The following is a 24896-nucleotide window of genomic DNA, read 5'->3' as shown; positions in this document are numbered from 1 at the left end:
CCGGTGGCGCGGCTCAGCACTCCACGATGTTCACCGCCAGTCCGCCCCGGGAGGTCTCCTTGTACTTGGACTTCATGTCGCGGCCGGTGTCGCGCATGGTCTTCACCGCCTTGTCCAGGGACACCACGTGGGTGCCGTCCCCGCTCAGTGCCAGCCGGCAGGCATTCACCGCCTTGACGCTGCCCATGGCGTTGCGCTCGATGCAGGGGATCTGAACCAGCCCGCCCACGGGATCGCAGGTCATGCCCAGGTGGTGCTCCACGGCGATCTCCGCGGCGTTCTCCACCTGGGCGGGGGTGCCCCCCAGCACTTCGGTCAGCCCGGCCGCAGCCATGGCGCAGGCAGAGCCCACCTCGCCCTGGCAGCCGGCTTCGGCGCCGGAGATGGAGGCGCCGCGTTTTATGATCATGCCGATGGCTGCAGCCGTGAGCAGGTAGCGGGCCACACCGTCGTCCGAGGGTCGCGGTGTGTGGCGCAGGTAGTAGTGCATCACCGCCGGGACGATGCCGGCCGCGCCGTTGGTCGGGGCGGTCACCACGCGGCCACCGCAGGCATTCTCCTCGTTCACGGCGATGGCGTAGGCGGCCAGCCAGTCCATGGCCTCGAGGGGGTCCGGCATGCCGTCGCCGGTGAGTCGCCGATAGAGCCCGGGTGCACGGCGGCGGACCTTGAACGGCCCCGGCAGCTCGCCCTCCTGCTCGAACCCCCGTGCCACGCACGCCTCCATGACGCGCCGCACCCGGTCGAGGCCGGCGCGGATGTCGGCCTCCGTGTGCAGTACCTGCTCGTTGGCAAGGGTCACGTCGCTGATCCGGCAGCTGCGCTGCTCGCACCAGTCCAGCAATGACTGCGCGGTGGTGAAGGGGCAGGGGAGCTCCCGGTCGCCGTCGCTGCCCTCGTCGCCGCCGTCAGGGCGGCGCAGGAAACCGCCGCCCACGGAGTAGTAGTCGCGCTTGGTGAGGGTGGTGCCCGCGTCGTCCCAGGCGGTGAACCGCAGTCCGTTCGGGTGCTCGGGGAGGCTCTTGCGCCCGTGGAACAGCAGGTCCCGGTTTGCGTCGAACGCCACCCGGTGGCTGTTGCCGAGGATGAGTTCGCCTTCGTCGATAATGGCGGCGCTGCGCCGGGGCAGGCGGTCCGGGTCAACGGTTTCCGGGTCGGCCCCCTCCAGGCCCAGGAGCACGGCGGGGCCGCTGCCGTGGCCCCGGCCGGTGGCGCCGAGGGAGCCGAACAGCTCGGCACGAGCGCGGTCGACCCGATCGAGCGTGCCGTCCGCCGCCAGAGCGCTGACGAAGAGCCCCGCCGCGCGCATGGGGCCCACGGTGTGGGAGCTGGACGGGCCGATGCCGATCCGGAAGAAGTCGAAGACGCTCAGGGTCATGGGGCACCTCCGAAGGTAACTGATTCGGAGTGTGCACCCGTGGGCAGGTCTGCACTTGTGATCCTGCGACGTTCAGGCGGTCGGGAGCGTCATGTGGGTAAAGCGTGTCGGGTGAACCCTTTACCCCTTTGCGGCGAGTGCCCTGGCGACCCGGGATGCCGGTTCCCGGCCGAGCTCGCCGGAGATCCAGCGCCCCACGGCTGCCAGCGCGTGCAGGTCGACCCCGGTGTGGATGGCCATGCCGTCGAGCATGTACACCACGTCTTCCGTGGCCACGTTGCCCGAGGCGCCCCTGGCGTAGGGGCAGCCGCCGAGTCCGGCGACGGCGGTGTCCACGGTTGCCACACCGCGCTCCAGCACGGCGTAGAGGTTGACCAGCGCCTGGCCGTAGGTGTCGTGGAAGTGGGCGGCAAGGCGCTCCATGGGCACACGCTCGGCGACGGCATCGATCATGCGCTGTGCGGCCAGCGGCGTGCCCGTGCCGATGGTGTCGCCCAGGGAAATCTCGTAGCAGCCCATGGTGTGCAGCGCCTCGGCGACGCGGCCCACGGCCTGCGGGTCGATGGCGCCTTCATAGGGGCAGCCGAGCACGCAGGAGACGTAGCCGCGCACGCGGATGCCCCGTGTCGCGGCGGCGTCGACCACCGGGCGGAAACGCTCCAGACTCTCGTCGATGCTGCAGTTGATGTTTTTCCTGGAGAAGGTCTCCGAAGCGGCACCGAATACGGCGACCTCTTCGGCACCCGCCTCGGCCGCGGCCTCGAAACCTTTCATGTTGGGTGTCAGCACCGGGTAGTTGACGCCCGACCGGCGCTGGATGCCCCTTAGCACTTCCTTGTGGTCCGCCATCTGCGGTACCCATTTGGGGGAGACGAAGGCGGTGGCTTCCACCGTGGTCAGGCCCGCGTCCGCGAGGCGGTGAATGAGGTCCAGCTTGGTGGCGGTGGGGATGGTGCCGGCCTCGTTCTGCAGGCCGTCGCGTGGGCCGACTTCGACGATGCGGACGTGGTCAGGCAGGGGCATGGGGCCTCCGGTAGTGCGTTGCTGATGCCAGGTTGCGGTTTGTGGTGGACCTGAAGGTCCACCCTACGGTCGGCTTGGCCGGTGCCCGGGTCGTGTGCCTGGTGGACCTGAAGGTCCACCCTACGGTCGGTTCGGCCGGTGCTTCGGGTCGTGTGCCTGGTGGACCTGAAGGTTCACCTTATGGTCGCGTTGCTGGTGCTCCGGGCCCTGCGTAGGGTGGACCTTCAGGTCCACCATCCGTCGTCGTTACTCCTCCGCGCCGATGGCCAGCAATTCCGCCCCCTCGGAGACCTGATCACCTTCGCGGAAGTTGACCTTGTCCACCCGGCCGGAAGCAAATGCGCGAATGGTGTGCTCCATTTTCATGGCTTCCAGCACCATCAGCGCGGCGCCTTCCTCCACGTGATCGCCCTCGGCCACCATGACCTGCAATACCGTGCCCGGCATGGGCGCCGTCAGGCTGCCCTCGCGCAGCTCTTCGCCCATGCCGGCGGACAGTGGGTCGTGGATGACGAGCTTGCGCTCCTCGCCGCCGATGGCAACGCTGAGTTGATCCCCTGACTGGAGGGCCAGGGCGTCCTGATGGACGCCGTCCAGTACGAGACGCATGTGACCGTCCGCGCCCAGCGAACCGTTGGCGGTCACGGTGCCGCCGGGGAGGTCCAGCAGGAAGCAGTCGCGCCGGTAGTGCGCCACGACGGTCAGGTCGGTGTCACCGTCCAGGAAGTGCAGCACGTGATGGTTGTCGCTGTTCGGCTGCCAGCCATCGGTACTGTGCCACGGCGACCACGGGTCGCCCGAGACGCGGGCGCGCGCCGCGGCAGCCTGGTCGACACTGAGCAGCTCGTACAGGGCAGCTGCTGCCAGAAAGCGGTCGGAGACGGGGCGCGCCTCGGGGAACAGGTCGTCGCGATACTGCTCGATGAAGCCCGTATCAACGCCACCCCGGGCGAATGCAGGGTGGGCGGCGATGCGGCCCAGGAAGCGCGTGTTCGTGGTGGTGCCGGCGACGGTCCAGTCGGCGAGCGCATTGCGCAGGCGCTGCAGGGCCTTGTCCCGGTCGTGGTCCCATACCACCAGCTTGGCGATCATGGGGTCGTAGTGGATGGCGATGGCGTCGCCTTCGCGGATGCCCGTGTCGATGCGCACGTGATCGTGCTCGGCGGGGGTGCGCAGGCGGCTTACCGTGCCAATGGCGGGAAGAAAGTCCCGGTCCGGGTCCTCGGCGTAGATGCGCGCTTCGAAGGCGTGTCCGGAGAAGGCGAGAGCGTCCTGGTTCCGGGGTAGCGGCTGTCCGGCGGCCACCTGCAACTGCCAGGCGACCAGGTCTTCGCCCGTGATCATTTCCGTGACCGGGTGTTCCACCTGCAGGCGCGTATTCATCTCCATGAAGAAGAAGTCGCCGTGGGCCTCCATGATGAATTCCACGGTGCCGGCGCCCACGTAACCAATGGCACGCGCTGCCGCCACGGCGGCATCGCCCATGGCCTGGCGCTTTTCGTCGGACAGGCCCGGGGCGGGCGCTTCCTCGATTACTTTCTGATGGCGTCGCTGCACCGAGCAGTCGCGCTCGAACAGGTGCACCACGTTGCCGTGGCTGTCCGCGAACACCTGCACTTCCACGTGGCGTGGCTGCAGCAGGTACTTCTCCAGCAGGACGGTGTCGTCGCCGAAACCCGCTGCCGCCTCACGGCGGGCGCTGGTCAGGGCGGCGGCGAAATCGGCCGGGTCGTCCACCCGCCGCATGCCCTTACCGCCACCGCCGGCGGAGGCCTTGATCAGCACCGGGTAGCCGATCTCGTCGGCCACCGCGGCCAGGTGTTCCGGTGTCTGGTCGTCGCCGTGGTAGCCCGGCACCAGCGGCACGCCGGCGTCGGCCATGATGGTCTTGGCCGCACTCTTGGAGCCCATGGCGCGGATTGCTGAGCCGGGCGGGCCGATGAAGCGGATGCCCGCGCGCTCGCACGCCTCGGCGAAGTCGGCGTTCTCGGACAGAAAGCCGTAGCCGGGGTGGATGCCGTCGGCGCCGCTGCGGCGGGCCACGTCCAGAATCCGGTCCACGTTCAGGTAGCTTTCCTTCGCCGACGCCGGGCCCACGGGCCAGGCTTCGTCGCAGGCGTGCAGGTGCATGGCGTCGGCGTCTGCCTCGGAGTATACGGCGACAGTGCGTACCCCCATGGCGCGGCAGGTGCGGGCGATGCGGCAGGCGATTTCCCCGCGGTTGGCAATCAGTACGGTCTGCAACATCCCTCAGGACTCCTCGACCCACGCGGGTTTGCGTTTCTCCAGAAAGGCACCGATCCCTTCCTGGCCCTCCGCACCGACGCGGATGGCGGCGATGCGCCGCGCCGTGTCCTCGATCATGGCGCGGTCCACCGGGCCGCGGCCCACGGCGCGCGCCAGGTCCTTGGAGGCGGCCATGGCGTCTGGGCCGTTGCCGCGCATCTGCGCGATCAGGTCATCGATGCGCGCGTCGAGCTCGTTGGCCGGCACCTGTTCGTGTACCAGGCCGATGCGCACGGCCTCGGTTGCGTCGAAGCGCTCGGCGGTGACGAAGTAGCGCCGCGCCTGCTGCTCGCCCATGGCCTTGACCACGTACGGGGAGATCGCCGCCGGGATCAGCCCCAGCTTGACCTCGGACAGGCAGAAGCTGGCGGTGCCGGCGGCGATGGCGATGTCGCAGCAGGCTACCAGCCCGACGCCGCCGCCAAAGGCTGCCCCGTGCACCCGGGCAATGGTGGGTTTCGCCAGCCCGTCCAGGGTCTCCATGAGTTCGGCCAGGGCGAGGGCGTCGGCTTCATTCTGCTCGCGCGTGTATCCGGCCATGCGCCGCATCCAGTTCAGATCGGCGCCGGCGGAGAAGCTCTTGCCATTGCCCGCCAGCACCACCACGCGCACGCCGTCGTCCCGCTCGATCTCCCGCAGCACGCCGGTGAGCTCGGCGATGAAGGCGTCGTCAAAGGCGTTGTGGCGGTCCGGGCGATTCAGCGTCACCGTGGCGACGCCGTGCGCCTGCTCGGTGAGAATGGCGGCTTCGTCGTTCATCACGAGACTCCCGGTTACATGCGGAACACGCCGAAGCGCGTGTCCTGCGCCGGCGCATTGAGGCTGGCGGAAATGCCGAGGCCGAGCACCATGCGGGTGTCCGCCGGGTCGATGACGCCGTCGTCCCACAGCCGCGCGGTGGCGTAGTAGGGGTGGCCCTGGTGCTCGTACTGCTCGCGGATGGGCGCCTTGAACGCTTCCTCGTCCGCCTCGCTCCAGTGCTCACCCTTGCGCTCCATCCCGTCCCGGCGCACCTGGGCCATGACGTTGGCGGCCTGATCGCCGCCCATCACGGAAACGCGCGCATTGGGCCACATCCAGAGGAATCGCGGCGAGTAGGCGCGACCGCACATGCCGTAGTTGCCGGCGCCGAAGCTGCCGCCGATGATCACGGTGAACTTGGGCACCGCGGAGCAGGCCACGGCCGTGACCAGTTTCGCCCCGTCCTTGGCGATGCCCCCCGATTCGTATTTGCTGCCTACCATGAAGCCCGTGATGTTCTGCAGGAACACCAGCGGGATGCCGCGCTGGCTGCACAGCTCCACGAAGTGTGCGCCCTTGAGGGCCGACTCGGAGAACAGCACGCCGTTGTTGGCGATGATCCCCACGGGGTAGCCGAAGATGCGCGCGAATCCGCACACCAGCGTGGTGCCGTAGAGCTGCTTGAACTCCTCGAACTCGGAGCCGTCGACGATACGGGCGATGACTTCGCGGACGTCGAAGGGCTTGCGCAGGTCCGTGGGGACGGCGCCGTGGAGTTCCTCCGGATCGTAGAGGGGCGGCTGCGGCTCGCGCACGTCCAGCTCCACCTGCTTGGTGCCGTTCAGGTACTCCACGCTCTGGCGCACGATGCCCAGCGCATGGGCGTCATTGAGCGCGTAGTGGTCGGTCACGCCGGAGACCCGGGAGTGCACGTCGGCGCCCCCCAGATCCTCGGCACTGACCACCTCGCCAGTGGCGGCCTTCACCAGTGGCGGCCCACCCAGGAAGATGGTGCCCTGTTCCTTGACGATGATGCTCTCGTCGGACATGGCAGGCACGTACGCGCCACCGGCAGTGCACGAGCCCATGACCACGGCGATCTGCGGAATCCCGGCGGCGGACATGTGCGCCTGATTGTAGAAAATGCGCCCGAAGTGGTCGCGGTCCGGGAAGACCTTGTCCTGGTTGGGCAGGTTGGCACCGCCGGAGTCCACCAGGTAGATGCACGGGAGGTGATTCTCCGCGGCAATCTCCTGGGCGCGCAGGTGCTTCTTTACCGTCTCGGGGTAGTAGGTGCCGCCCTTGACGGTGGCGTCGTTGGCGATGATCAGGCACTCGCGCCCGCTCACCCGGCCGATACCGGTGATGATGCCAGCGGAGGGTACGGCGTCGTCGTACATGTCCGTGGCCGCGAGCTGGGAGAGCTCGAGGAAGGGCGAGCCCACGTCCAGCAGCACGCGGATCCGGTCCCGGGGGAGCAGCTTGCCACGGTCGGTGTGGCGCTTCTGCGCCGCCTCGCCACCACCTTCCTTGACCCGTGCCACCCGGTCGCGGAGGTCGGCCACCAGCGTGCCCATGGACTCCCGGTTCGTCTGGAACTCCTCGGAGCGGGGGTCGATTCTGGATTTCAGCACCGTCATTGGCTGGTTCGCTTATTTGGTCTGTTCGAACAGTTCCCGGCCGATCAGCATGCGCCGCACCTCGGAGGTGCCGGCGCCGATCTCGTAGAGTTTGGCGTCGCGCAGCAGCCGGCCGGTGGGATACTCGTTGATGTAGCCATTGCCGCCCAACGCCTGGATCGCCTCCAGTGCCACCTGCGTGGCCTTCTCCGCGGCGTAGAGGATGGCGCCGGCGGCGTCCTTGCGCGTGGTCTCGCCACGGTCACAGGCGGCCCCCACGGCGTAGACGTACGCCCGGCACGCATTCATGGTGGTGTACATATCGGCGAGCTTGCCCTGCATGAGCTGGAAGGTGCCGATGGGTTCGCCGAACTGCTTGCGCTCGTGGACGTAGGGTACCACCACGTCCAGGCAGGCCTGCATGATCCCCAGGGGGCCGGCGGCGAGCACGGCACGCTCGTAGTCCAGCCCGCTCATCAGTACCCGTGCGCCGCGGCCTTCCTCGCCCAGGATGTTCGCTGCAGGGACCTTGCAGTCCTCGAAGACCAGCTCGCAGGTGTTGGAGCCGCGCATGCCCAGCTTGTCCAGCTTCTGCGCGGTGGAGAAGCCCGGCATGCCCTTTTCGATGATGAACGCCGTAATCCCCTTGCTGCCCGCGTCCGGGTCGGTCTTGGCGTAGACCACCAGGGTGTCGGCGTCGGGGCCGTTGGTAATCCACATCTTGTTGCCGTTGAGCACGAAGTGGTCGCCCTGGCGTTCCGCCCGCAGGCGCATGGAGACCACATCGGAGCCGGCCCCCGGCTCGGACATGGCCAGTGCGCCCACGTGCTCGCCGGAGATCAGCTTGGGCAGGTACTTCTGCCGCTGCTCCTCGGAGCCGTTGATGCGGATCTGGTTCACGCAAAGGTTCGAGTGCGCGCCGTAGGACAACCCCACTGAAGCCGATGCGCGGGAGATCTCTTCCATGGCGACGATGTGCGCCAGATAGCCCATGCCCGCGCCCCCGTAGGCCTCTTCGGCGGTGATGCCGAGCAGGCCCATGTCACCCAGCTTGGGCCAGAGGTCCGGGGGGAATTCATTGCTGGCGTCGATCTCGGCAGCGCGCGGGGCAATCTCGGTTGCAGCGAAGTTCGCCACCGAATCGCGCAGCATGTCGATCTCTTCCCCGAGACCGAAATTCAGAGTCGGAAGCTGGATCATCTGGTGTCTCCCCGGCAGCCGCGGCTGCGTGTGTTTCCTGGTGGTTGTCTGGGGTGGCCAATCAGCCGGTCTGTTCGTCGTTCTGACGGCTGAGCAGGTCCTGGCACCGGGCGTAGGACTGCTCCAGCTCCGCCAGCGCGTCCTCGATGTCCCGGCGCTGCTGCTTCAGTTGCTGGCGTTTCTCGTCCAGTACGCCGAGGTAGTAGTGCAGCTGCCTGGACTCGCCGTGCGCCTCGTCGTAGAGTTCAAAGGTCTCGCGGATTTCGCCCAGGGTGAATCCCAGGCGCTTGCCGCGCAGGATGAGCTTGAGCCGGGCGCGGTCGCGGCGCCGGTAGAGACGCTTGCGCCCCTCGCGGATGGGGGCGAGCAGGCCTTCGTCCTCGTAGAAGCGGATCGTGCGTGTCGTGATATCGAATTCGCGCGCCAGTTCGCCGATCGTGTAGACCGGAGCGCTGTTGACATGCCGTACGGCTTCCATGGTCTTTGTATACCCTTGTAGCGGTAATCTTGTCGTTTACGTAAACGTAACATGGGCCGTTTCCATTCGGTAGATCCCGCTGCCATTGCGCCCGGCTCAGGCAAGCCAGCGCTTGCGGCGCCGGTAGTGTTTGACGTTGTGGTAGTCCACCTTGCCGGCCCCCCCGAGATAGAACTCCTGCACGTCCGGGTTCTGGCGGAGGACGTCCGCTTCCCCGGTCATGACGATGTGTCCGTTCTCGACCAGGTAGGCGTGGTGGGCGATCTCCAGTGCAGCCGCCGCATTCTGCTCCACCAGGAGGACGCTGACACCCTCGTTGGCGTTGATCTCCCGGATGATGGAGAAAATCTCCTCCACCAGCACGGGCGCAAGGCCCAGGCTCGGCTCGTCGAGCATCAGCAGCTGCGGTTCGGTCATCAGGGCGCGGCCGATGGCCAGCATCTGCTGCTCGCCGCCGGAGAGGTAGCCGGCCTTGGTTCGTGCCCGCTCCTTGAGGCGCGGGAAATAGGTGTAGACCTGGTCGCGCAGTTGCTGGTAGCGCCGCCGGTCGGACTTCAGCGAAAAGGCCGCCAGCAGGTTGTCTTCCGGAGTCAGGTGACCGAAGATCCGGCGGCCCTCAAGCACGTGCACCAGGCCGCGGTCGACCCGTTGGGACGGACCCAGCGGCGCCAGGTCCTCGCCCATGAAGTGGACCTGGCCGCGGGTGACCTCGCCTCGCTCCGGGGCCAGCAGGCCGCTGATGGTCTTGAGCGTGGTGCTCTTGCCCGCGCCGTTGCCGCCCAGCAGGGCGACCATCTGCCCCTGGCCGACCTCCAGTGACACCCCTTTGATGGCGAGGAATACCTTGTCGTAGACCACCTCGACGTTGCTCATGGTGAGCACAGACTGGGTGGCCGTCGTCGGCGTGGTTTCCGCTGCGTCTGCGGTCATGGCTCCGCGTCCTCTGACTGGAGATGGCCCCGCCGGCGTGTTGCCGGCGGGGGAGGTGCCGTTACCGTCCTTCCCGGAATCCGGCTGCGTCCTTCTCGATCTCTTCCCAGACGATGTCCTGGTAAGCGGCGTACCAGTCCGTAATGGGCTCCCACTCCTCGCCGTTCCACTCGGACACCCGGCCGTAGCCTCCGCCCTGGTGGTCGTCCTCGGTAAAGGTGACCGGCGGCATCATGCCCTCGGCGTCGTAGTCTTCCAGCATGCGGAAGCCGTCGCGGAGCTTTTCGCCGGTCAGTTCGCCGCCGTGCTCCTCCAGCGCCAGCCGGGCGGCCTCAACCGCCATGGCCATGGTGGCGACACCGATGTTGTAGTACGTGGTGCCGACGTTCTCCTCGTCGCCCGTGCCTAACCCCGCATCCAGCACCTTTTCCCGGATACGCTCCATGATCGGGTAATCGGTGCCGGTGGCTACTGCCTCGAAGCGCTTGACGCCCTTGGCGCGGTCGGCGCCGACCGTGCGTGCGTCGGTCTCGGCCAGCCACACCACCGACAGGATGTTGGAGGGGTCGATGCCGTTACGGATGGCTTCCCGCACCGACACCGCCTGGCCGCCACCGGCGCCCCAGATCAGCACGTGATCCGGTTGATAGCGACGCACGTCCGACCAGGTGCTGGACTGCTCGTTGCCCGGGCTGGGATAGGCAAAGGTGCGCAGCTCGAACCCCTTGCGGTCTGCAAGCTCCTCGAGAACCGGCACCGGTTCGCGGCCGAACGGGGAATCGATGTAGACGTGTGCGATGCGCTTGCCTTCCAGGCCGCCTTCCTCCTTTTCGATGTACTCCGCCAGCAGGGTCGCCTGGGACCAGTATGTCGCCATCAGCGGGAAGATGTAGGGGAAGGTGGTGCCGTCGCTGGCGTCACCGCGCCCGTGCAGCGCCGTGATCATGACGATCTCGTCGTTGAGGACCCGGTTCACCGCGGCGCGGGACACCGGGGTGCTGAGAAAGTCCACGAGCACGGCGCCTTCACGCCGGGCCCGGTTGTAGGCTTCCAGGCCGCGCTGGGGCTCGTTGCCCGTGTCGCGCACAAGGGCTTCGAACGTGCGGCCGTCGAGCCCCCCTTCCTCGTTGATGAGCCGCAGGTAGTCGCGCTGTCCCTGGTTGTATTCGTCCGTCAGAAAGGTGTAGACGGCGGTGAAGTCCTGGAGCAGGGCGAACTTGATGGTGTCGTTGTCCGCCTTGACCGTCCCGCCGAAGGCGAGGGCGGCGGCGGCGAGCGTTCCGGTCAGGGCCTTGGTGATGCTGCGCATGGTGTCTCCTCCTCGTTCTGTTGTTTTTCCGGTCGTTCAGCTGCGTGAGTGGCGGAACGGCCAGACCAGGAAGTATTTCCTGATGTTGTCGTAGATCTTGGCGAGCCCCAGGGGCTCGAACAGCAGGAAGCCGATGATCAGTGCGCCGTAAGCCATCAGCGGGATATGCGCCAGCAGGTTCGATGACACCGTCAGCCAGCCCTGGATGGCCGCGTAGGCCACCATGTTGGTGAGGAATATCGGCGCCAGCAGCACGAAGCCGGCACCCAGATAGGCGCCGATGACGCTGCCGAGCCCGCCCACCAGCACCATGGCCACCAGCTGGATCGACACGTTGAACCCGAACTGCTCCGGCGTCACCGCCTGGTAATAGCAGAACGCGAGCACGGCGCCACTGACCCCGCCCAGGAACGAGCTGGTGAAGAAGGCGAGCAGTTTGTACTTGAAGCTGTTCACGCCAATGATCGACGCCGCGTAGTCCTTGTCGCGCACGGCCACCAGGGCGCGGCCAAAGCTGGTGCGTTTGATGTTGAGCACCAGCAGGGTGACGATCACCGCCCACAGCAGGGCGCCGTAGTAGAGCGCGGCATCGCTTTGCATGGGCACGAACAGGAAGGTCACGTCCGGCGTCTGCAGCGTCGCCTGGGCGCCCCCGGAGATGGCCGGCACGTTGATGATCACCCAGTCCACCAGGTACTGCATGGCGAGGGTGGCCATCACCAGGTACAGGCCCTTGACGCGGAGCGCCGCCGCGCCGAACAGACAGCCGATAAACGCCGCTGTCAGCCCCGCCCCGATGAGCGCAATCTCGAATGGCCAGCCGGCGCGGACGATATGGATGCTCGAGTAGGCGCCGATGGCCATGACGGCCGCGAAGCCGAAGTGCAGTTGCCCGGCGACGCCCATCAGCAGGGTCAGCGACAACGCCGCGGCACTCCAGACCAGCCAGGGCAGCATGTAGCTGCTGAGGTAGAGGTCCGACATGTACAGCGGGGCGGCCACCGCGAGCGCCAGCAGGATCCAGACCTGCCAGCGGTCGGCCGGCACCGGCCACAGGCGCCGGGCGGTCTCGTAGCGGGTGTGGTGGACTCCGGACAGTCGATAGAACATGGGATTCAGACCCTCTCGATGTCTTCGCGGCCGAAGATGCCGTGCGGCCGGATCATGATGGTGAACAGGATGATCAGCGACGTGACCACGTCACGGGTGCCGCCGCCCACGATCGGGTCCACGTAGCCCGGGATGACGCTGCCGAGAATGCCGACGATCAGCCCGGCCACCAGTACGCCGATGATGCTGTCCAGCCCGCCCAGGATGACCACCGCCACAGCCGGGAACAGCAGCGTGGACAACGTCCAGTCCACCCCCTGCACCGAGCCCCAGAGCGTGCCCGCGGCGACGGCGGAGATGCCCGCGAGCCCCCAGGAGATGCCCACGGCCCGCTCCACGGAGATGCCCACCGACCAGCTCGAGACGTGATCGTCGGAGACGGCCCGCAGCTTGGTGCCGAGCCGCGTGCGGAAGAACAGCAGGGACAGTCCCACCAGGATCATCGCCACGATGCCCCCGACCAGGTAGTCGCGGTTGATGAAGACATCACCGATGATCACCGGGGTGAGCGGAATGCCCAGGTCCAGGGACTTGGGCGATGCCCCGAGCAGCCCCGGTCCGAGGCCGCGCAGGAAGATCTCCAGGCCCAGGGTGAGCATGACGATCATGATGATCGGCTGCCCCACCATCTTGCGCAGCAGCAGGCGTTCGGCGAGCAGACCGAAGCCGAACATGCCCACGGCGGCCAGGGCGATGGCGGCATACAGGGGCAGGTCGGCCATGCTGGCGAGCATCCAGACCACGTAGGCGCCGATCATGACCATGGCGCCCTGGGCCAGGTTGGGCACACCTGCGGACTTGTAGATCAGTACGATGCCGAGCGCCGTCAGGCTGTACATCAGCCCTGTGAGCGCGCCGTTGAAGAGCAATTCGAGAAAGTACGCCATAACCTTGCCTCACTGGTTCCCGGCTGCGGGCAGATCGCGGATGGCGAGGTGGCGCCGGAGGACGCCGGACTCGCCGGTTTCATAGGTGATCCGGGCCTCGTACTCGATCTCGGTGCGCCCGTCGTAGAGCGCCTCGATAATGGGTGCGTAGTGCTGGTCGATCACGTTCCGCCGCAGTTTCCGCGTGCGGGTCACCTCGCCGTCATCGGGGTCGAACTCCTTGTGGAGATTGACGAAGCGGCGGATCTGCAGCCCTTCCGGGAGTTTCGTGTTGACGTGGGCGATGACGCCCTGGAGCAGGTCGTAGACGGGTTGCTTCTGTGACAGATCGGCGTACGAGGTGTAAGGCACCCCGTGCTCCTCGGCCCAGTGGCCCACGGCGTCGATGTCGATGCAGACGATGGCGGTCAGGTGGTCACGCCCTTCGCCGACGACGCAGACATCCTTGATGTACTGGCTGAACTTGAGGTGGTTCTCCACGTAGGTGGGGATGAACCGTTCGCCGGCGGCGGTGTAGACCACCTCGGAGACGCGGCCCAGCACCACGATCTGGCCATCCTCTTCCAGGTAGCCGGCGTCGCCGGTGTGCAGCCAGCCGTCCTGCAGGGTCTCCGCCGTCGACTCCGGCTTGTTGTAGTAGCCGTCGAAGACGTTGTCGCCGCGCATGATGATCTCGCCGTCATCACTGATCCGCACGTCGACGCCCGGGAACGGCTTGCCCACGGTGTGGAGCTTCAGCGTATCCGGGTCCTGAGCAGCGCACAGGGCGCAGTTCTCCGTCTGGCCGTAGAACTGCCGCAGGTTCAGGCCCAGGGCGCGGAAGAACAGGAACACCTCCTCGCCAATGGCCTCGCCGGCGGTGTAGGGGCGCTCGACACGGCCCAGGCCCAGCTGGTCCTTGATCGGGCCGTAGACCAGCACCTCGCCCAGGGCCCGCCAGGCCCGCTCGCCACCGCTCGGCGCCTGTCCGTTCAGGCGGCGGCGCTCCAGTTCCACCGCGAAGGGCATGAAGCGGTTGTACAGCCAACGCTTGAACCCCGTCGACTCATCAATGCCCACCTGGATGCGCGTGAGCATGTTCGACCAGGCGCGGGGCGAGCTGAAATAGAGGGTTGGCGCGATCTCGCGCAGGTCATGCAGGGCGGTCTCCTGCCGCTCGGGAATGTTCACCGAGAACTGGAGCGCGATGGCCGCGCCCACGGAGAAGATGAAATCGCCGACCCAGGCCAGCGGCAGGTAGGCCATGTGGATTTCACCCTGATCGAAATAGCCCGCCGCCGCCGCGTTGCGCACCCCGGCCAGGATGTGGCCGTGCTTCAGCGGGATGCCCTTGGGGGCCCCGGTGGTCCCCGACGAGTGCAGCAGTACCGCCACGTCGTGGACGGTCGCGCGGCCCGTGAGCGACCCCCGCAGCGAGGCGTCGCCTTCCAGGCGCTTGCGCCCCTCTGCCGCAATATCACGGAAGGCGGCCACGCCGGACGGCTCCTTGCCGGCCAGGCCGCGTGGGTCGTCGTAGATGACCAGCTCCAGCTCCGGGTAGGATTCGCGGATCTGCAGCAGCTTGTCCACCTGTTCCTGATCCTCCGCCAGGGCGAACCGGATCCCCTCACGGCGAAGCTGGTCCGCGACTTCGTCGGGCGTGGTATCCGGGTAGGCGGGGGAAGGGACGGCGCGCAGCGCCACCGCGCCGAGCATGCCGAAGTACAGCGCCGGGCGGTTGTCACCGATGACGAGAATGTTGTCCTCTTCCCCTACGCCGCGGGCCTCGAGCCCTGCCGCGAAGCTGAGCACCTGATCCAGGTAGTCTGCCCAGGTGTATTCCTGCCAGATGCCCTGGTCCCGCTCGCGCATGGCGACCCGGTCCGGGTACTCGCGGGCGTTCCTGGCCAGCAGGTTGATCAGGTGATCGTCGTGCTGCCAGTTGGGGTGGAGCGCCGCGGGGTTCGTCTCGTTGGCAAGCTGCTGTTCAGGCTGCATCGTTGCTCTTCCCGATGTAGGCCGCGACAACGGCGGGGTCCTTGATCGCGTCCCGGGCCGTGCCCTCGGCGATCTTCTCGCCGTTGTTGAGCACGGCCACGCGGTCGCAGATGGCGGTGACCACGTCCATGTGGTGCTCGATGAGCAGGATGGTGAGGTTCAGTGCCTCCTGGGCATCCAGGATGAAGCGCACCATGTACTCCTTCTCCTCCTGGTTCATGCCCGCCATGGGCTCGTCCAGGATCAGAAACCGCGGTTCCGCGGCCAGCGCCCGCGCCAGTTCCACGCGTTTCTGCATGCCGAGCGGAATGACGTCCACCGGTTCGTCACGAACGCTCTCCAGCTGCAGCAGGTCGATGATCTCCTCGACCTGCCGGCGGTGGGCCACTTCCTCCTTCTGTGCCCACCACCAGTAGAACAGCGATGCCAGCGCGCTGGGGCGCATGAAGATGTGCCGCCCGAGGAGAATGTTGTCGAGCACGCTCATGCCCTTGAACAGCGCCACGTTCTGGAACGTGCGGGCGATGCCGCGTGCGGCGACCTGATAGGGTTTGAGGTGGTTGATGGCGGCGCCTTCGAAGACGATCCGGCCTTCCTGGGGCGGGTAGAAGCCCGTGACGGCGTTGACCAGGGTGGTCTTGCCGGAGCCGTTCGGACCGACCAGTCCGAAGATCTCTCCCTGGCGAATGCCGAGATCGATTCCTTTCAGGGCCTTCAGGCCGCCGAAGCGGCGCACGACCTGCTCACAGGCGAGCGTGACGCCGTCATGCGTCGTCTGATCCGTCGTATCCACGGAGTGGTCCTCTTGTCGCTGCGTTGTTGTTGGAGCCGCTGTTGCCGCGGCTCTCTCCTCCTGTCATCCCCGCAGGGGCAGCGAGGCAGAGTAATGACGCTTACGTAAACGGAAAGTAATTTACGCCCGCGTGCGTCGCTACTGCGCCTAGAACCAGAACATAGGTATCGTTTACGTAAGCGTCAAGTATGACTTGTCGTGCGCTGCGGCAAGTGCCGCAGCGACGGGGTGGGGGAAGGGGTCAGCCCTGGACGTGCTGGGTGTTGCCGCCGTCCACGACGACCTGGGAGCCGGTGATGAAGCTGGCGGCGGGGCTGGCCAGAAAGGCGACGGTGTTGGCAATTTCCTGCGGGGTGCCGAGCCGGCCCATGGGGTTGCGCTTGAGCACACGGGCGAACTGCTCCGGGTCGCCCTGCTGCACGCGGTCCCAGATGCCGCCGGGGAAGAGGATGTCCCCGGGGGCCACGGCGTTGACGCGCACCCCTTTCTTCACCAGCTTCATGGACAGCGACTTCATGTAGTGGCTCATGGCCGCCTTGATGGCGCCGTAGGCGGCAAGCGGCGGCGCCCCCACCAGGCCGGCAATGGAACTGATGTACACCACCGCGGCGCGGTCGGACTCCAGCAGGTGCGGCAGGACCGTATCCACCTCGGAGACGGTGCCCAGGATGTCGGTGTCCACCATCGCCTGCCAGTCCGCCGTCATGGCGCTCACGTTGGGCACGAAGATGTCCAGGCCGCCGAAGGCGTCGGTGACGTCGCCGACCCAGCCGGAGAACGCGGCATGGTCGCTCACGTCCAGAGCCCGTCCGATGGCCTTGCCGGGGAGCGGTTCCAGCCGCTCGAGCATCTGATCGACCTTGTCCTGGCTGCGCGAACAGACCGCCACGTGGCAGCCTTCCCGCGCCAGCGTCTCCGCAATGGCTGCGCCAATGCCTGCCGTGCTGCCGGTAACCAGCGCCCTGGCGCCGTCGAGTCCGAGATCCATGCTGCCTCCGTTACGTTGTTGTGTCCGGGGTGGTTGCTGTCAGGGCTTGGCGTCGGCGGGCTGCCGGACGGCCATGGCTACACCAAACACCGCCACGGCAATGCCCGTCAATGCCATGGGCCCCAGTCGTTCGCCGAAGAGAATCCATGCCTCCACCGCCGTGACCGGCGGCACGAGATAGAACAGGCTCGCGACACGGGACGCCTCTCCGCGCCGGATCAGCGCCATGAGCAGCAGGATGGCTGCGATGGACAGACCGAAGATCAGCCAGCCGAGTGTGAGCACGAAGGTGGGCGTCCATTCGATCTCGCGGGTTTCGAACACGAGCGCGGCGACGCCGAGCACCAGCGAGGCGCCTACGAACTGGATGAAGGTGCCGGTGGTCAACGGCATCTCGGTGCAGTATCGCTTCTGGTACAGCGTGCCGACGGCTATGCCGAGCAGAGCAAGCAGCGCGGCGAGCAGCGCCATGGGGCCGAAGCCGGTAAACAGCGTCGCCGGGTCCGCCAGGTCGAGCTGCTCGCCGAGAACCAGTGTAATGCCCGCCAGCCCCAGGATGATGCCGATCCACTGGTTCCGGTTGATGCGCTCGCCGAGCCAGGAGCGGGCCAGGCAGGCGGTGACCAGGGGTTGCAGGCCGACGATCAGAGCGGTCACCCCCGCGGGCATGCCCTGGTCGATGGCGGAGAACACGCCACCGAGATAGGCCGCATGGACCAGCACCCCGGCGACGGCGATGTGCAGCCACGCCTTCAGCGTGCGCGGCCAGATCTCCCGCATGACCCGGATGATGAGATAGAGCACGACGAGCGTGCAGAGAAACCGGATGGTGAGGAAGGTGAACGGCTCGGCGTAGGGCAGCCCGAACCGGGCACCGATGAACCCGGTGCTCCACAGCAGCACGAACAGGACCGGCATTGCCCGGATCCAGAGACCCTGGGTTGCAGCGGATACGGCCAAGAGATGTCTCCTTCCAACCGGCACGGGATGGCACAGGAGTGTATCAGCTCGGGCCGGGCGGCGATGGCGCTTGGCGCCGGTGCCGCTTCGGGTTAGCCTTCGCGCCCCGGCGTCGAGGAGGGATAACCGGTTCATGGCCTATCTTGTCGGCATTACCGTGCTATGGGCGTTCTCGTTCAGCCTGATCGGTGAATACCTGAGCGGTCAGGTGGACAACGACTTCGCGGTGCTCACCCGCGTCCTGCTGGCCGGCCTGCTGTTTCTGCCCCTGTTGCGCTGGCGCGGGCTGCCCGCGCCCCTGATGGGTGGGTTGGTGCTGGTGGGCATGCTGCAGTTCGGAGTGACCTACCTGTGTCTGTACCGGTCCTTCGCCTACCTCACGGTGCCGGAAGTGCTCCTGTTCACCATTACCACGCCCATCTACGTTGCCCTGATCGATGATGCCCTTTATCGCCGGTTCTCTCCGGCGGCGCTGGCTGCGGCGGTCATGGCCGTGATCGGTGCGGCGGTGATTCGCTACGACGGCGTCACCGGGAGTTTCATCACTGGTCTGGTCCTGCTGCAGGTCGCCAACATGGCCTTTGCCGCAGGCCAGGTCGGTTACAAGCACCTGACCCGCCGCTACCCGGTGACCGTGCCGGCGTACCGCTATTTCGGGTTCTTCTTTGTCGGCGGCGCACTGGTTTCCATCCCCAGCTTCCTGCTCTTCGGCGACACCGGGATGTTGCCGGAGACCGCCTGGCAATGGGCCGTGCTCGGGTGGCTCGGGCTCGTGGCCACCGGTCTCGGGCTGTTCCTGTGGAACCGTGGCGCCTGCAAGGTGGACGCGGGTACGCTGGCGGTGATGAACAACGCCATGATCCCCGCGGGGCTGCTGGTCAATCTGTTGATCTGGGATCAGGACGCCGATCTGGCGCGCCTGGCGCTCGGCGGGACGATCATGGCGGCATCGCTGTGGTTCAACGCTCGTTTCTCGCGCCATGCGGCGCTGGGGTTGCGGCCGGAGTCCCGTTAGTGTCGTCCTGCATCAGGAGCACCGTCGCGTTGCGGCCGCGATCCTTGGCGTCGTAGAGCGCGCGGTCGGCACGGAAGAGCGCCGCCTCGGTGGTCTCATCGGGGGCCAGCAGGGTGATGCCGACGGAGATGGTGAGATCGTGGTCGTCCGGCAGCTCCGGGAACTGCAGCGCCAGGATGGTCTGACGCAGGCGCTCCGCCGTTTGCCGGGCTGCCCCGGGATCGGCGTCGCTGAGGATCAGCAGAAACTCCTCGCCGCCGAAGCGTCCGATGAAATCGTCCTGTCGCAGCGATGCGCGAAGAGCGTCGCCGACCCGGCACAGCACCATGTCGCCCGCCTGATGGCCGAAGGTGTCGTTGACCTGCTTGAACAGATCGATATCCACAAGGCCGACGGCCACGTCCGTACTCCCTGCTCCCAGGAAGCGTGCCTGCGCACTCCGCGTGCGGAGCTGTTCCAGCGCCGCGCGCCGGTTGGGTAACCGGGTGAGCGGGTCCAGCGTGGCCAGGTCCTGGAGCTCGGCCAGAGCAACCTCCAGGCGGGTGTTGCGCTGGCGCAGGGTGCGTCTCAGCCCGGCAATGAAGCCGCCGAGCAGGCAGATCATGATGACCACCAGCGCATAGGTCAGTAGCACCGGCCCCTCGGCGCGCAGGTTGAGGCGCTCCGGCGCCCACTGGGCCAGTGCGCCGATCAGGAGCACGTACGCCAACACATGGTAGCCGCCGAGCCACAGCAGGCGCCGCGTGTCGTAGGCGAGGGCAGCGAACAGCATGCCGACGGTTGCCATCAGCACCACCGCCACGCGCAGCTGCGGATCCTGTAGGTGGTACATGGCGTACATGGCGGGGAGCAGGCTCAACGTGACCTGGGCGCCGGTCATGCTCGGATCGTTCAGGTGGAGGTTCACGCCGGAGCGTATGAGTATCACGTAAACGGTGACCAGGCCGACGTGCATCAGGGCGACGTGCGCCACCCGTATGGGCTCCATGAACCCTGCCAGGGCCATGCTGGCAAGGATCAGCAGCATGCAGAGCTGGGCGAGGAATCCCCAGAGCGTACGCTGCAGCCTCAGGGACTGGGCCCTGCTGACGGACTCGACGGCTTTTTTCATGGTGACGTCGCGCCGACACCCGTCGAAGCAGGATCGCCTCGTGTGAATGCGGCGACTCATTCTCGTTATTGTTCGACATCCGGCCGGGCCGCACCGCGCCCGGCCGTTCACTCGTAGCGCGTCCAGCGTAACCTGCACTGGCGGGATCGCGAAATACGCCGCCTGGAGTAGGCGTCAACCACCTGGACGTCAGCCGGTGCTCATGCCCTGCTGGTAGCGGTCGCGCAGCTCGCGTTTCAATACCTTGCCGATGGCGGACAGGGGGAGGGCGTCCACACACCGGACGTCGGCCAGGCGCTGGGTCTTGCCGAGCCGGTTGTTGGCCCATGAGAGCAATGCATCCGGCTCCGCTTCGTGGCCGCGTTCCAGCACCGCGAACGCCACCGGTGTCTCGCCCCACTGCTCCGACGGGACACCGACCACGGCGCAGTCGTGCACGGCGGGGTGGTCCCGCAGTACGGCTTCCAGATCCGTGGGGTAGATGTTGAATCCGCCGGAAATGATCATGTCCTTCTTGCGGTCCATGATCACCAGGAAGCCGTCTTCGTCGAAGCGGCCGATGTCGCCGGTGCGGATGAAGCGCCGCCCGTCCGGTGAATGCCACTCCGCTTCCGCCGTCTTCTCCGGCTGGTTGTGGTAGCCGATCATCAGGCCCGGGGAGTGGCCGACGATTTCGCCCATCTCCCCGTGCGGGACTTCATTGCCGTCGTCATCAATGAGCCGGATGTCATGGCCGGGCACGGGCTGGCCCACCGTGTGCAGCTTGTCGGGGTGGTGGTGGGCCAGCAGGCTGCAGACGCCGCCGCCCTCGGTCATCCCGTAGTTGTCGATCAGGCGTCCGGGCCAGCGTGCGAGCACGTCTGCCTTCAAATCCGCGCGGAAGGGCGCACTGGTGCACAGCTTGCACTGGAACGCCGACAGATCGTAGGCGTCGAAGTCCGGCACATCCATGATGCGCTGATACTGCACCGGCACGAGAATGGTATGGGTGACACGGTATTGCTCGGCGAGCTGGAGATAGCGCACGGCATCGAACTTCGCCATGAGCAGCAGTGCACCCCCCAGCGCCAGCGTCTGGAAAAAGGGAACCAGCGTGGTGTTCGAGTACAGCGGCGTCGACAGTAGCGTGATGCTCTCCGGCCCGATGCCGTACTCGTCTGAAATGCCCCGGCGGATATGGCCCCAGCGCAGCTGGTGCGGTTGCACGATGCCCTTGGGGGTGCCGGTGGTCCCGGATGAATAGATGATGTTGAACGGCCATTCCGGCTCGATGGCAACCGCGTCGGCGCGGGCGCCTTCCTCCGCCAGCCAGTCGCCGAACGGGGTGCCTCCGGCGCTGTCATCCAGCGTGATCCAGCGGGCGTTGATGCGGTCGCTGGCCGCGGCAAGCGCGTCGGCGTTGGCGGCATCCACGAACAGGTGGCTTGCGCCGGCGTCGGCGATCATGTGCGCGAGACTGTCCGGCGTGGCCGACGGCGCCAGGGGGGCGGCAACGACACCTGCCCGTAGCGCGCCGAGAAAGGCGGTTACGTAGGCGATTGACGTGCCCGCGCAGATGCTGATGACGTCACCCGGTTGCAGGCCGTCCCGTTGCAGGGTCGCCGCGACCCGTTCCGCGGCAGCGTTGAGTGCGCCATAGCTTACGGTGACTCCGTCCTGGACCAGGGCCCAGGCGTCCGGGCGCTCCTCGGCGTGGGTGCGGATCAGGTCGGGTACGGTGGCGAAAGGCTGTTCACTGAGGGTTTTCAGGTCCATGGGGGTTGCGTCCTGTCTCCGGGCGGTCGGGGAAGCCTAGAGGAGAAGATGGACGTATGTCCATTCTGCGAACTTGTATTTCGCCAGGCAGAACAGTGTAGGGTTTCAGGCGGTAGCCCCGTCATCCCTGACCACCCTGTTGCGACCGGCCTCCTTGCCCCGGTAAAGCGCGTTGTCAGCGCGTCGCAGCAGGTCGTTGAACCCGGAGTCGTGGGGTCGGTTGGCGGTGACGCCCACGGTCATCGTGACGTGGAGGGCGTGATCCGCCACCGTGACCGATGCTGATGCCGCCATGGCCCGCAGCTGCTCCATGCTCTCCACCGCAGACTCCAGCGTGGTGTCGGGCATGATGACGACGAACTCCTCGCCGCCGAGGCGGCCGACGATGTCCGTCGCCCGCAGGGCGCTCTGCCACTGCTGGGCGAGGTGCTGCAGTACCTGATCGCCGGCGTCGTGGCCGTGGGTGTCGTTGAGCGCCTTGAAATGGTCAAGGTCCAGCACTGCCACGGCCAGATCTCCGCCATGGCGTTTCACCCGTTCGAATGCCCTGGCCAGCAGGGGCTCGTAGCCGCGCCGGTTATACACCCCGGTGAGCAGGTCGGTTCCCGCCTGCCGTTCCAGTTCCCGTTCCAGGCGGCGGCGCCACTTGACCTCGTCGGCCAGCTCCGCGTTGGTTGCACGGGTCTTGGCGAGCAGCGCAAACTGCCGGCGGCGGAGCATCTGCAGACGGTGTGCCACCAGCAGCCCCACGATGATCGGCAGTGACAGCAGAATGCCGACGGAGACCAGCTCGGTGGCATTGACGTCCAGTACGACGCGGATGCTGATCAGGCTGCCGACCGCGAGATAGGCAGCCAGGGCGGAGGCCCAGGTAAGCAGATTGGGCAGCAGCAGGTAGAGGCCGATGATCATCACCAGGGTGGTGGCCACGTTGTACGGGGCGACGTCCGGTCGCATCAGATACACCAGGAAGAAGCCGGAGATCCCGACAGCCTGCAGGGCGGCGAGCGCACCGTCGTGCTCGCACAACTGTGGCCGCCAGAACGTCAGGGCCACGAACACCAGCACCAGCGCAGTGGTTGCCACGCGCATGGCCATGAGGCTGTAGAATGCGGTGCCGGTGCCGTTCAGGGCGACGTAGTCGGGAATCGCGAACAGCATGACCAGAAACGCCCAGGCGGCCAGCGCGACGCGCAGGTGGCGCCGGGTTGTTCCCGCCTCTGACGCCCTGAAGGCGCGCTCGGTCTCCGGGTCGGAAAAGCGGGCGCGAAGGCGGTCGATGGCATAGGGAGACGGCGACGATGAATCGAAGGCTGACGGCTGGTTTGTCGCGGGCTGGTCGACCATTCGCGGTGCGGGCGCCGTGCACCCCATCCTGTACTGGACCGTTCAGGTCCTAATGTGTGCGCACTATGGTGGGGCATCAAGGGAGGCAACTGTGTGACCGGAGTCTCAGATGACCGAGTAACCCTTTATCTGGTGCGCCACGGCCGTGCGGCCGGCGCATGGCACGAGTCCCGCGATCCGGGCCTTGATGCCGAGGGCCGTGGGCAGGCGGAGGCCGCGGCGGCGACGCTGGATACCCTGGCCGGTCGCCCGCTGGCGCTGTACACCAGCCCTCTGCAGCGGGCGCGGGAGACGGCGGCGCCCCTGGCGCAGCGGTGGGGGGTGACGCCCGTCGTCGAGTCCGGGGTGGCGGAAGTGCCATCACCGGGGCTGTCTCTTGAGGCGCGGGGCAGCTGGCTGCAGGGCCTGCTCCGGTCACGCTGGCCGGATCTGGACCCGCATCTGTGGCAGTGGCGTGACCAGGCACTGGCCACGCTGCGCGCCTGTGAGCGGGACACGGTGTTCATGACCCACGCGGTGCTGATCAACGCGGTGGTGGCTGCGGTGACCAACGATCCGCGTGTGCTGGTGTTCCGGCCCGATTACTGTTCGGTGACCACGTTGCACCTGCACCGGGGCGGGTTGACCCTGGACGCGCTGGGTCGTGAAGCCGAAACCCGTCTGCGCTGACCGGTTGCGCCTCGCTTACTGCAGGTAGTCGCAGTTGCTCTCGTCCAGGGGGCGTACGGTCTGGTCCGCCGGAATGGTGCTCAGGATCTCGTAGTAGTCGCCGGCGGCTTCCGTGTCGCGGGGTGCCTTGATGCGTGCCAGGTGCATGTCGATCACCAGGCGCCCGTCTTCGCGCAGCTCGCCGCCGCGGCCGTAAATGTCATCCACCGGCATCGCGCGCATCTGCTCCATGACGGTCTCCGGGTCGTCCGTCCCCGTCTCCTCGATGGCGCGCAGGTAGTGCGTGACGGCCGAGTAGACGGAGGCGCCGAACTGGTTGCCGTAGTATCCCGAGCGCTCCTGGAAGCGTTCGGCCCAGGCGCGGTTCTCGTCGTCCTTGTTCCAGTACCAGGCGGTAGTCAGCCGCAGGCCCTGGGCAACGTAGAGGCCCAGCTCCTCCGGGAGGGCCTCCGTGGTCAGCAGCCCGGCGAGGATCTGGTCGCCTTCCGGAATCCCGAGCTCATAGGCAGTACGGATGGCCCGGGCCTGGTCTTCACCCGCGTTGGCCAGGGCGATGACGTCGGCGCCCGAGGCGGCCGCCTCGAGAATCGGCCCGACGAAGTCGTCGCCCTGGAAGGGGTGCAGTGAGGTGCCGACGACGCGACCATCGCTGGCTTCGATGACTGCCGTGGAGTCTGCCTGCAGGCTTTCGCCGAAGGAGTAATCGGCGGTGACGAAATGCCAGCTTTCGTATCCTTCCTCCAGCAGCGCCGCGGTGGTTCCTGCGGCCAGCGCGTAGGTGTCGAACATCCAGTGTGCGCCGAGCGGGGAGCAGTGCTCGCCGGTCAGGCTGGAGGACACGGAATCGGTGTGCAGCGTGATGATGCCGTGCTCGCGCGCATAGTGCTGAATCGGGATGGCCGTGTTGGAGCCCACCATGCCGACAAACACATCCACGTTGTGGTTTTCGTGCAGGTCGCGGGCGTGCTCCATGGCGAGGTCCGCATCAAGCTCATGGTCGCGAGAGAAGACCCGGATCCGGTTGCCCAGCACCTCGCCACCGAAATCCTCCACTGCCATGGCGGCGGCGACTTCGGCCCCTTCGCCCACCTCCCGGTAGGTGGACTGCATATCCGAGATCAGGCCGATGCGCACCTCGCCATCCGAGATGTCGGCCTGGGCCGCAAGAGGGGTCGCCAGTAGACCGAGGATTCCGAGGCTGATGACCGAGCGTTGCATTCCGTGTCTCTCCTTGCGCCCTCCGGACGCTGACGTATAACGCATTATTGTTGTGGAGGGCGAGTATGCCATGTTCGCCATTCCGATTGGAGCCCGGTGTCC

General features: G+C 66.9%; 21 protein-coding genes. 2 read left to right on the top strand and 19 right to left on the bottom strand.

Going from position 1 to position 24896, the window contains the following annotated elements:
• Window positions 1–13: 13 nt before the first annotated feature.
• From BMZ02_RS04190 to BMZ02_RS04120, 15 genes are all read right to left on the bottom strand, one after another.
• Complete coding sequence (locus tag BMZ02_RS04190) at window positions 14–1378, bottom strand: L-serine ammonia-lyase (RefSeq protein WP_091640156.1); 1365 nt, start codon at window positions 1376–1378, stop codon at window positions 14–16.
• Window positions 1379–1498: 120 nt separating this feature from the next.
• The gene (locus BMZ02_RS04185; RefSeq protein ID WP_091640155.1) at window positions 1499–2401 is read right to left on the bottom strand and encodes a hydroxymethylglutaryl-CoA lyase; all 903 of its coding nucleotides are present in this window, start codon (window positions 2399–2401) and stop codon (window positions 1499–1501) included.
• Between the two features lie 246 nt (window positions 2402–2647).
• Window positions 2648–4648, bottom strand: a complete 2001-nt coding sequence (locus BMZ02_RS04180; protein ID WP_091640153.1) for an acetyl/propionyl/methylcrotonyl-CoA carboxylase subunit alpha — start codon at window positions 4646–4648, stop codon at window positions 2648–2650.
• Window positions 4649–4651: 3 nt separating this feature from the next.
• Entirely contained in the window at window positions 4652–5446 is a 795-nt protein-coding gene (locus tag BMZ02_RS04175) for an enoyl-CoA hydratase/isomerase family protein (RefSeq protein ID WP_091640152.1), read from the bottom strand.
• Between the two features lie 14 nt (window positions 5447–5460).
• On the bottom strand, window positions 5461–7068 hold the full coding sequence (locus BMZ02_RS04170) for a carboxyl transferase domain-containing protein (protein ID WP_091640150.1): 1608 nt from the start codon (window positions 7066–7068) through the stop codon (window positions 5461–5463).
• Window positions 7069–7080: 12 nt separating this feature from the next.
• Window positions 7081–8247, bottom strand: coding sequence for an isovaleryl-CoA dehydrogenase (locus tag BMZ02_RS04165; RefSeq protein WP_091640148.1), 1167 nt, complete (start codon window positions 8245–8247; stop codon window positions 7081–7083).
• Window positions 8248–8308: 61 nt separating this feature from the next.
• Window positions 8309–8725, bottom strand: coding sequence for a MerR family transcriptional regulator (locus BMZ02_RS04160; protein WP_091640146.1), 417 nt, complete (start codon window positions 8723–8725; stop codon window positions 8309–8311).
• Between the two features lie 96 nt (window positions 8726–8821).
• Entirely contained in the window at window positions 8822–9655 is an 834-nt protein-coding gene (locus tag BMZ02_RS04155) for an ABC transporter ATP-binding protein (protein ID WP_091640144.1), read from the bottom strand.
• A gap of 61 nt (window positions 9656–9716) precedes the next feature.
• Complete coding sequence (locus BMZ02_RS04150; protein ID WP_091640142.1) at window positions 9717–10964, bottom strand: ABC transporter substrate-binding protein; 1248 nt, start codon at window positions 10962–10964, stop codon at window positions 9717–9719.
• Between the two features lie 36 nt (window positions 10965–11000).
• Window positions 11001–12074, bottom strand: coding sequence for a branched-chain amino acid ABC transporter permease (locus BMZ02_RS04145; RefSeq protein ID WP_091640139.1), 1074 nt, complete (start codon window positions 12072–12074; stop codon window positions 11001–11003).
• A gap of 5 nt (window positions 12075–12079) precedes the next feature.
• Window positions 12080–12961, bottom strand: coding sequence for a branched-chain amino acid ABC transporter permease (locus BMZ02_RS04140; RefSeq protein WP_091640137.1), 882 nt, complete (start codon window positions 12959–12961; stop codon window positions 12080–12082).
• A 9-nt stretch (window positions 12962–12970) separates the two neighbouring features.
• The gene (locus tag BMZ02_RS04135) at window positions 12971–14938 is read right to left on the bottom strand and encodes an AMP-dependent synthetase/ligase (RefSeq protein ID WP_091640135.1); all 1968 of its coding nucleotides are present in this window, start codon (window positions 14936–14938) and stop codon (window positions 12971–12973) included.
• Window positions 14928–15731 (bottom strand): ABC transporter ATP-binding protein, encoded by an 804-nt coding sequence (locus BMZ02_RS04130; protein WP_091640133.1) that lies wholly within the window; start codon window positions 15729–15731, stop codon window positions 14928–14930. Before BMZ02_RS04130 ends, BMZ02_RS04135 begins: the two co-directional genes overlap by 11 nt.
• 241 nt (window positions 15732–15972) lie before the next feature.
• A complete protein-coding gene (locus tag BMZ02_RS04125; protein ID WP_091640132.1) occupies window positions 15973–16719 on the bottom strand; it encodes an SDR family NAD(P)-dependent oxidoreductase in 747 nt (248 codons plus the stop codon).
• A 39-nt stretch (window positions 16720–16758) separates the two neighbouring features.
• Entirely contained in the window at window positions 16759–17679 is a 921-nt protein-coding gene (locus BMZ02_RS04120; protein WP_245753925.1) for a DMT family transporter, read from the bottom strand.
• A gap of 133 nt (window positions 17680–17812) precedes the next feature.
• Here BMZ02_RS04120 and BMZ02_RS04115 point away from each other — a divergent pair, with 133 nt between their 5' ends.
• On the top strand, window positions 17813–18694 hold the full coding sequence (locus BMZ02_RS04115) for a carboxylate/amino acid/amine transporter (RefSeq protein ID WP_091640128.1): 882 nt from the start codon (window positions 17813–17815) through the stop codon (window positions 18692–18694).
• Here the strand turns inward: BMZ02_RS04115 and BMZ02_RS04110 are convergent.
• From BMZ02_RS04110 to BMZ02_RS04100, 3 genes are all read right to left on the bottom strand, one after another.
• Window positions 18639–19805 (bottom strand): GGDEF domain-containing protein, encoded by a 1167-nt coding sequence (locus BMZ02_RS04110; RefSeq protein WP_171909801.1) that lies wholly within the window; start codon window positions 19803–19805, stop codon window positions 18639–18641. The genes BMZ02_RS04115 and BMZ02_RS04110 overlap by 56 nt on opposite strands.
• A 189-nt stretch (window positions 19806–19994) precedes the next feature.
• On the bottom strand, window positions 19995–21560 hold the full coding sequence (locus BMZ02_RS04105) for a class I adenylate-forming enzyme family protein (RefSeq protein WP_091640125.1): 1566 nt from the start codon (window positions 21558–21560) through the stop codon (window positions 19995–19997).
• 105 nt (window positions 21561–21665) lie between these two features.
• Window positions 21666–22907, bottom strand: coding sequence for a GGDEF domain-containing protein (locus BMZ02_RS04100; RefSeq protein ID WP_171909800.1), 1242 nt, complete (start codon window positions 22905–22907; stop codon window positions 21666–21668).
• Window positions 22908–23000: 93 nt separating this feature from the next.
• On the opposite strand from BMZ02_RS04100, the gene BMZ02_RS04095 reads away from it, so the two are divergent.
• Window positions 23001–23576 (top strand): histidine phosphatase family protein, encoded by a 576-nt coding sequence (locus BMZ02_RS04095; protein WP_171909799.1) that lies wholly within the window; start codon window positions 23001–23003, stop codon window positions 23574–23576.
• Between the two features lie 15 nt (window positions 23577–23591).
• On the opposite strand, the gene BMZ02_RS04090 is transcribed toward BMZ02_RS04095, so the two are convergent.
• Window positions 23592–24794 carry an ABC transporter substrate-binding protein gene (locus tag BMZ02_RS04090; RefSeq protein ID WP_171909798.1) on the bottom strand — a complete coding sequence of 401 codons (1203 nt, stop codon included), beginning with the start codon at window positions 24792–24794 and terminating at the stop codon, window positions 23592–23594.
• Window positions 24795–24896 lie beyond the last annotated feature (102 nt).

It is taken from the genome of Aquisalimonas asiatica (assembly GCF_900110585.1).
Taxonomy (GTDB): domain Bacteria; phylum Pseudomonadota; class Gammaproteobacteria; order Nitrococcales; family Aquisalimonadaceae; genus Aquisalimonas; species Aquisalimonas asiatica.
The sequence above is the reverse complement of the archived record's forward strand: the minus strand, read 5'-3'. Positions and strand labels throughout refer to the sequence as shown.

What these genes read in the sequence shown, in the direction of transcription:
- BMZ02_RS04125 (WP_091640132.1), bottom strand. Translation starts at nt 16,719, where the DNA reads ATGGATCTCGGACTCGACGGCGCCAGGGCGCTGGTTACCGGCAGCACG.
- BMZ02_RS04100 (WP_171909800.1), bottom strand. Translation starts at nt 22,907, where the DNA reads ATGGTCGACCAGCCCGCGACAAACCAGCCGTCAGCCTTCGATTCATCG.
- BMZ02_RS04145 (WP_091640139.1), bottom strand. Translation starts at nt 12,074, where the DNA reads ATGTTCTATCGACTGTCCGGAGTCCACCACACCCGCTACGAGACCGCC.
- BMZ02_RS04185 (WP_091640155.1), bottom strand. Translation starts at nt 2,401, where the DNA reads ATGCCCCTGCCTGACCACGTCCGCATCGTCGAAGTCGGCCCACGCGAC.
- BMZ02_RS04165 (WP_091640148.1), bottom strand. Translation starts at nt 8,247, where the DNA reads ATGATCCAGCTTCCGACTCTGAATTTCGGTCTCGGGGAAGAGATCGAC.
- BMZ02_RS04135 (WP_091640135.1), bottom strand. Translation starts at nt 14,938, where the DNA reads ATGCAGCCTGAACAGCAGCTTGCCAACGAGACGAACCCCGCGGCGCTC.
- BMZ02_RS04175 (WP_091640152.1), bottom strand. Translation starts at nt 5,446, where the DNA reads ATGAACGACGAAGCCGCCATTCTCACCGAGCAGGCGCACGGCGTCGCC.
- BMZ02_RS04150 (WP_091640142.1), bottom strand. Translation starts at nt 10,964, where the DNA reads ATGCGCAGCATCACCAAGGCCCTGACCGGAACGCTCGCCGCCGCCGCC.
- BMZ02_RS04170 (WP_091640150.1), bottom strand. Translation starts at nt 7,068, where the DNA reads ATGACGGTGCTGAAATCCAGAATCGACCCCCGCTCCGAGGAGTTCCAG.
- BMZ02_RS04155 (WP_091640144.1), bottom strand. Translation starts at nt 9,655, where the DNA reads ATGACCGCAGACGCAGCGGAAACCACGCCGACGACGGCCACCCAGTCT.
- BMZ02_RS04115 (WP_091640128.1), top strand. Translation starts at nt 17,813, where the DNA reads ATGGCCTATCTTGTCGGCATTACCGTGCTATGGGCGTTCTCGTTCAGC.
- BMZ02_RS04090 (WP_171909798.1), bottom strand. Translation starts at nt 24,794, where the DNA reads ATGCAACGCTCGGTCATCAGCCTCGGAATCCTCGGTCTACTGGCGACC.
- BMZ02_RS04190 (WP_091640156.1), bottom strand. Translation starts at nt 1,378, where the DNA reads ATGACCCTGAGCGTCTTCGACTTCTTCCGGATCGGCATCGGCCCGTCC.
- BMZ02_RS04110 (WP_171909801.1), bottom strand. Translation starts at nt 19,805, where the DNA reads ATGAAAAAAGCCGTCGAGTCCGTCAGCAGGGCCCAGTCCCTGAGGCTG.
- BMZ02_RS04160 (WP_091640146.1), bottom strand. Translation starts at nt 8,725, where the DNA reads ATGGAAGCCGTACGGCATGTCAACAGCGCTCCGGTCTACACGATCGGC.
- BMZ02_RS04180 (WP_091640153.1), bottom strand. Translation starts at nt 4,648, where the DNA reads ATGTTGCAGACCGTACTGATTGCCAACCGCGGGGAAATCGCCTGCCGC.
- BMZ02_RS04105 (WP_091640125.1), bottom strand. Translation starts at nt 21,560, where the DNA reads ATGGACCTGAAAACCCTCAGTGAACAGCCTTTCGCCACCGTACCCGAC.
- BMZ02_RS04140 (WP_091640137.1), bottom strand. Translation starts at nt 12,961, where the DNA reads ATGGCGTACTTTCTCGAATTGCTCTTCAACGGCGCGCTCACAGGGCTG.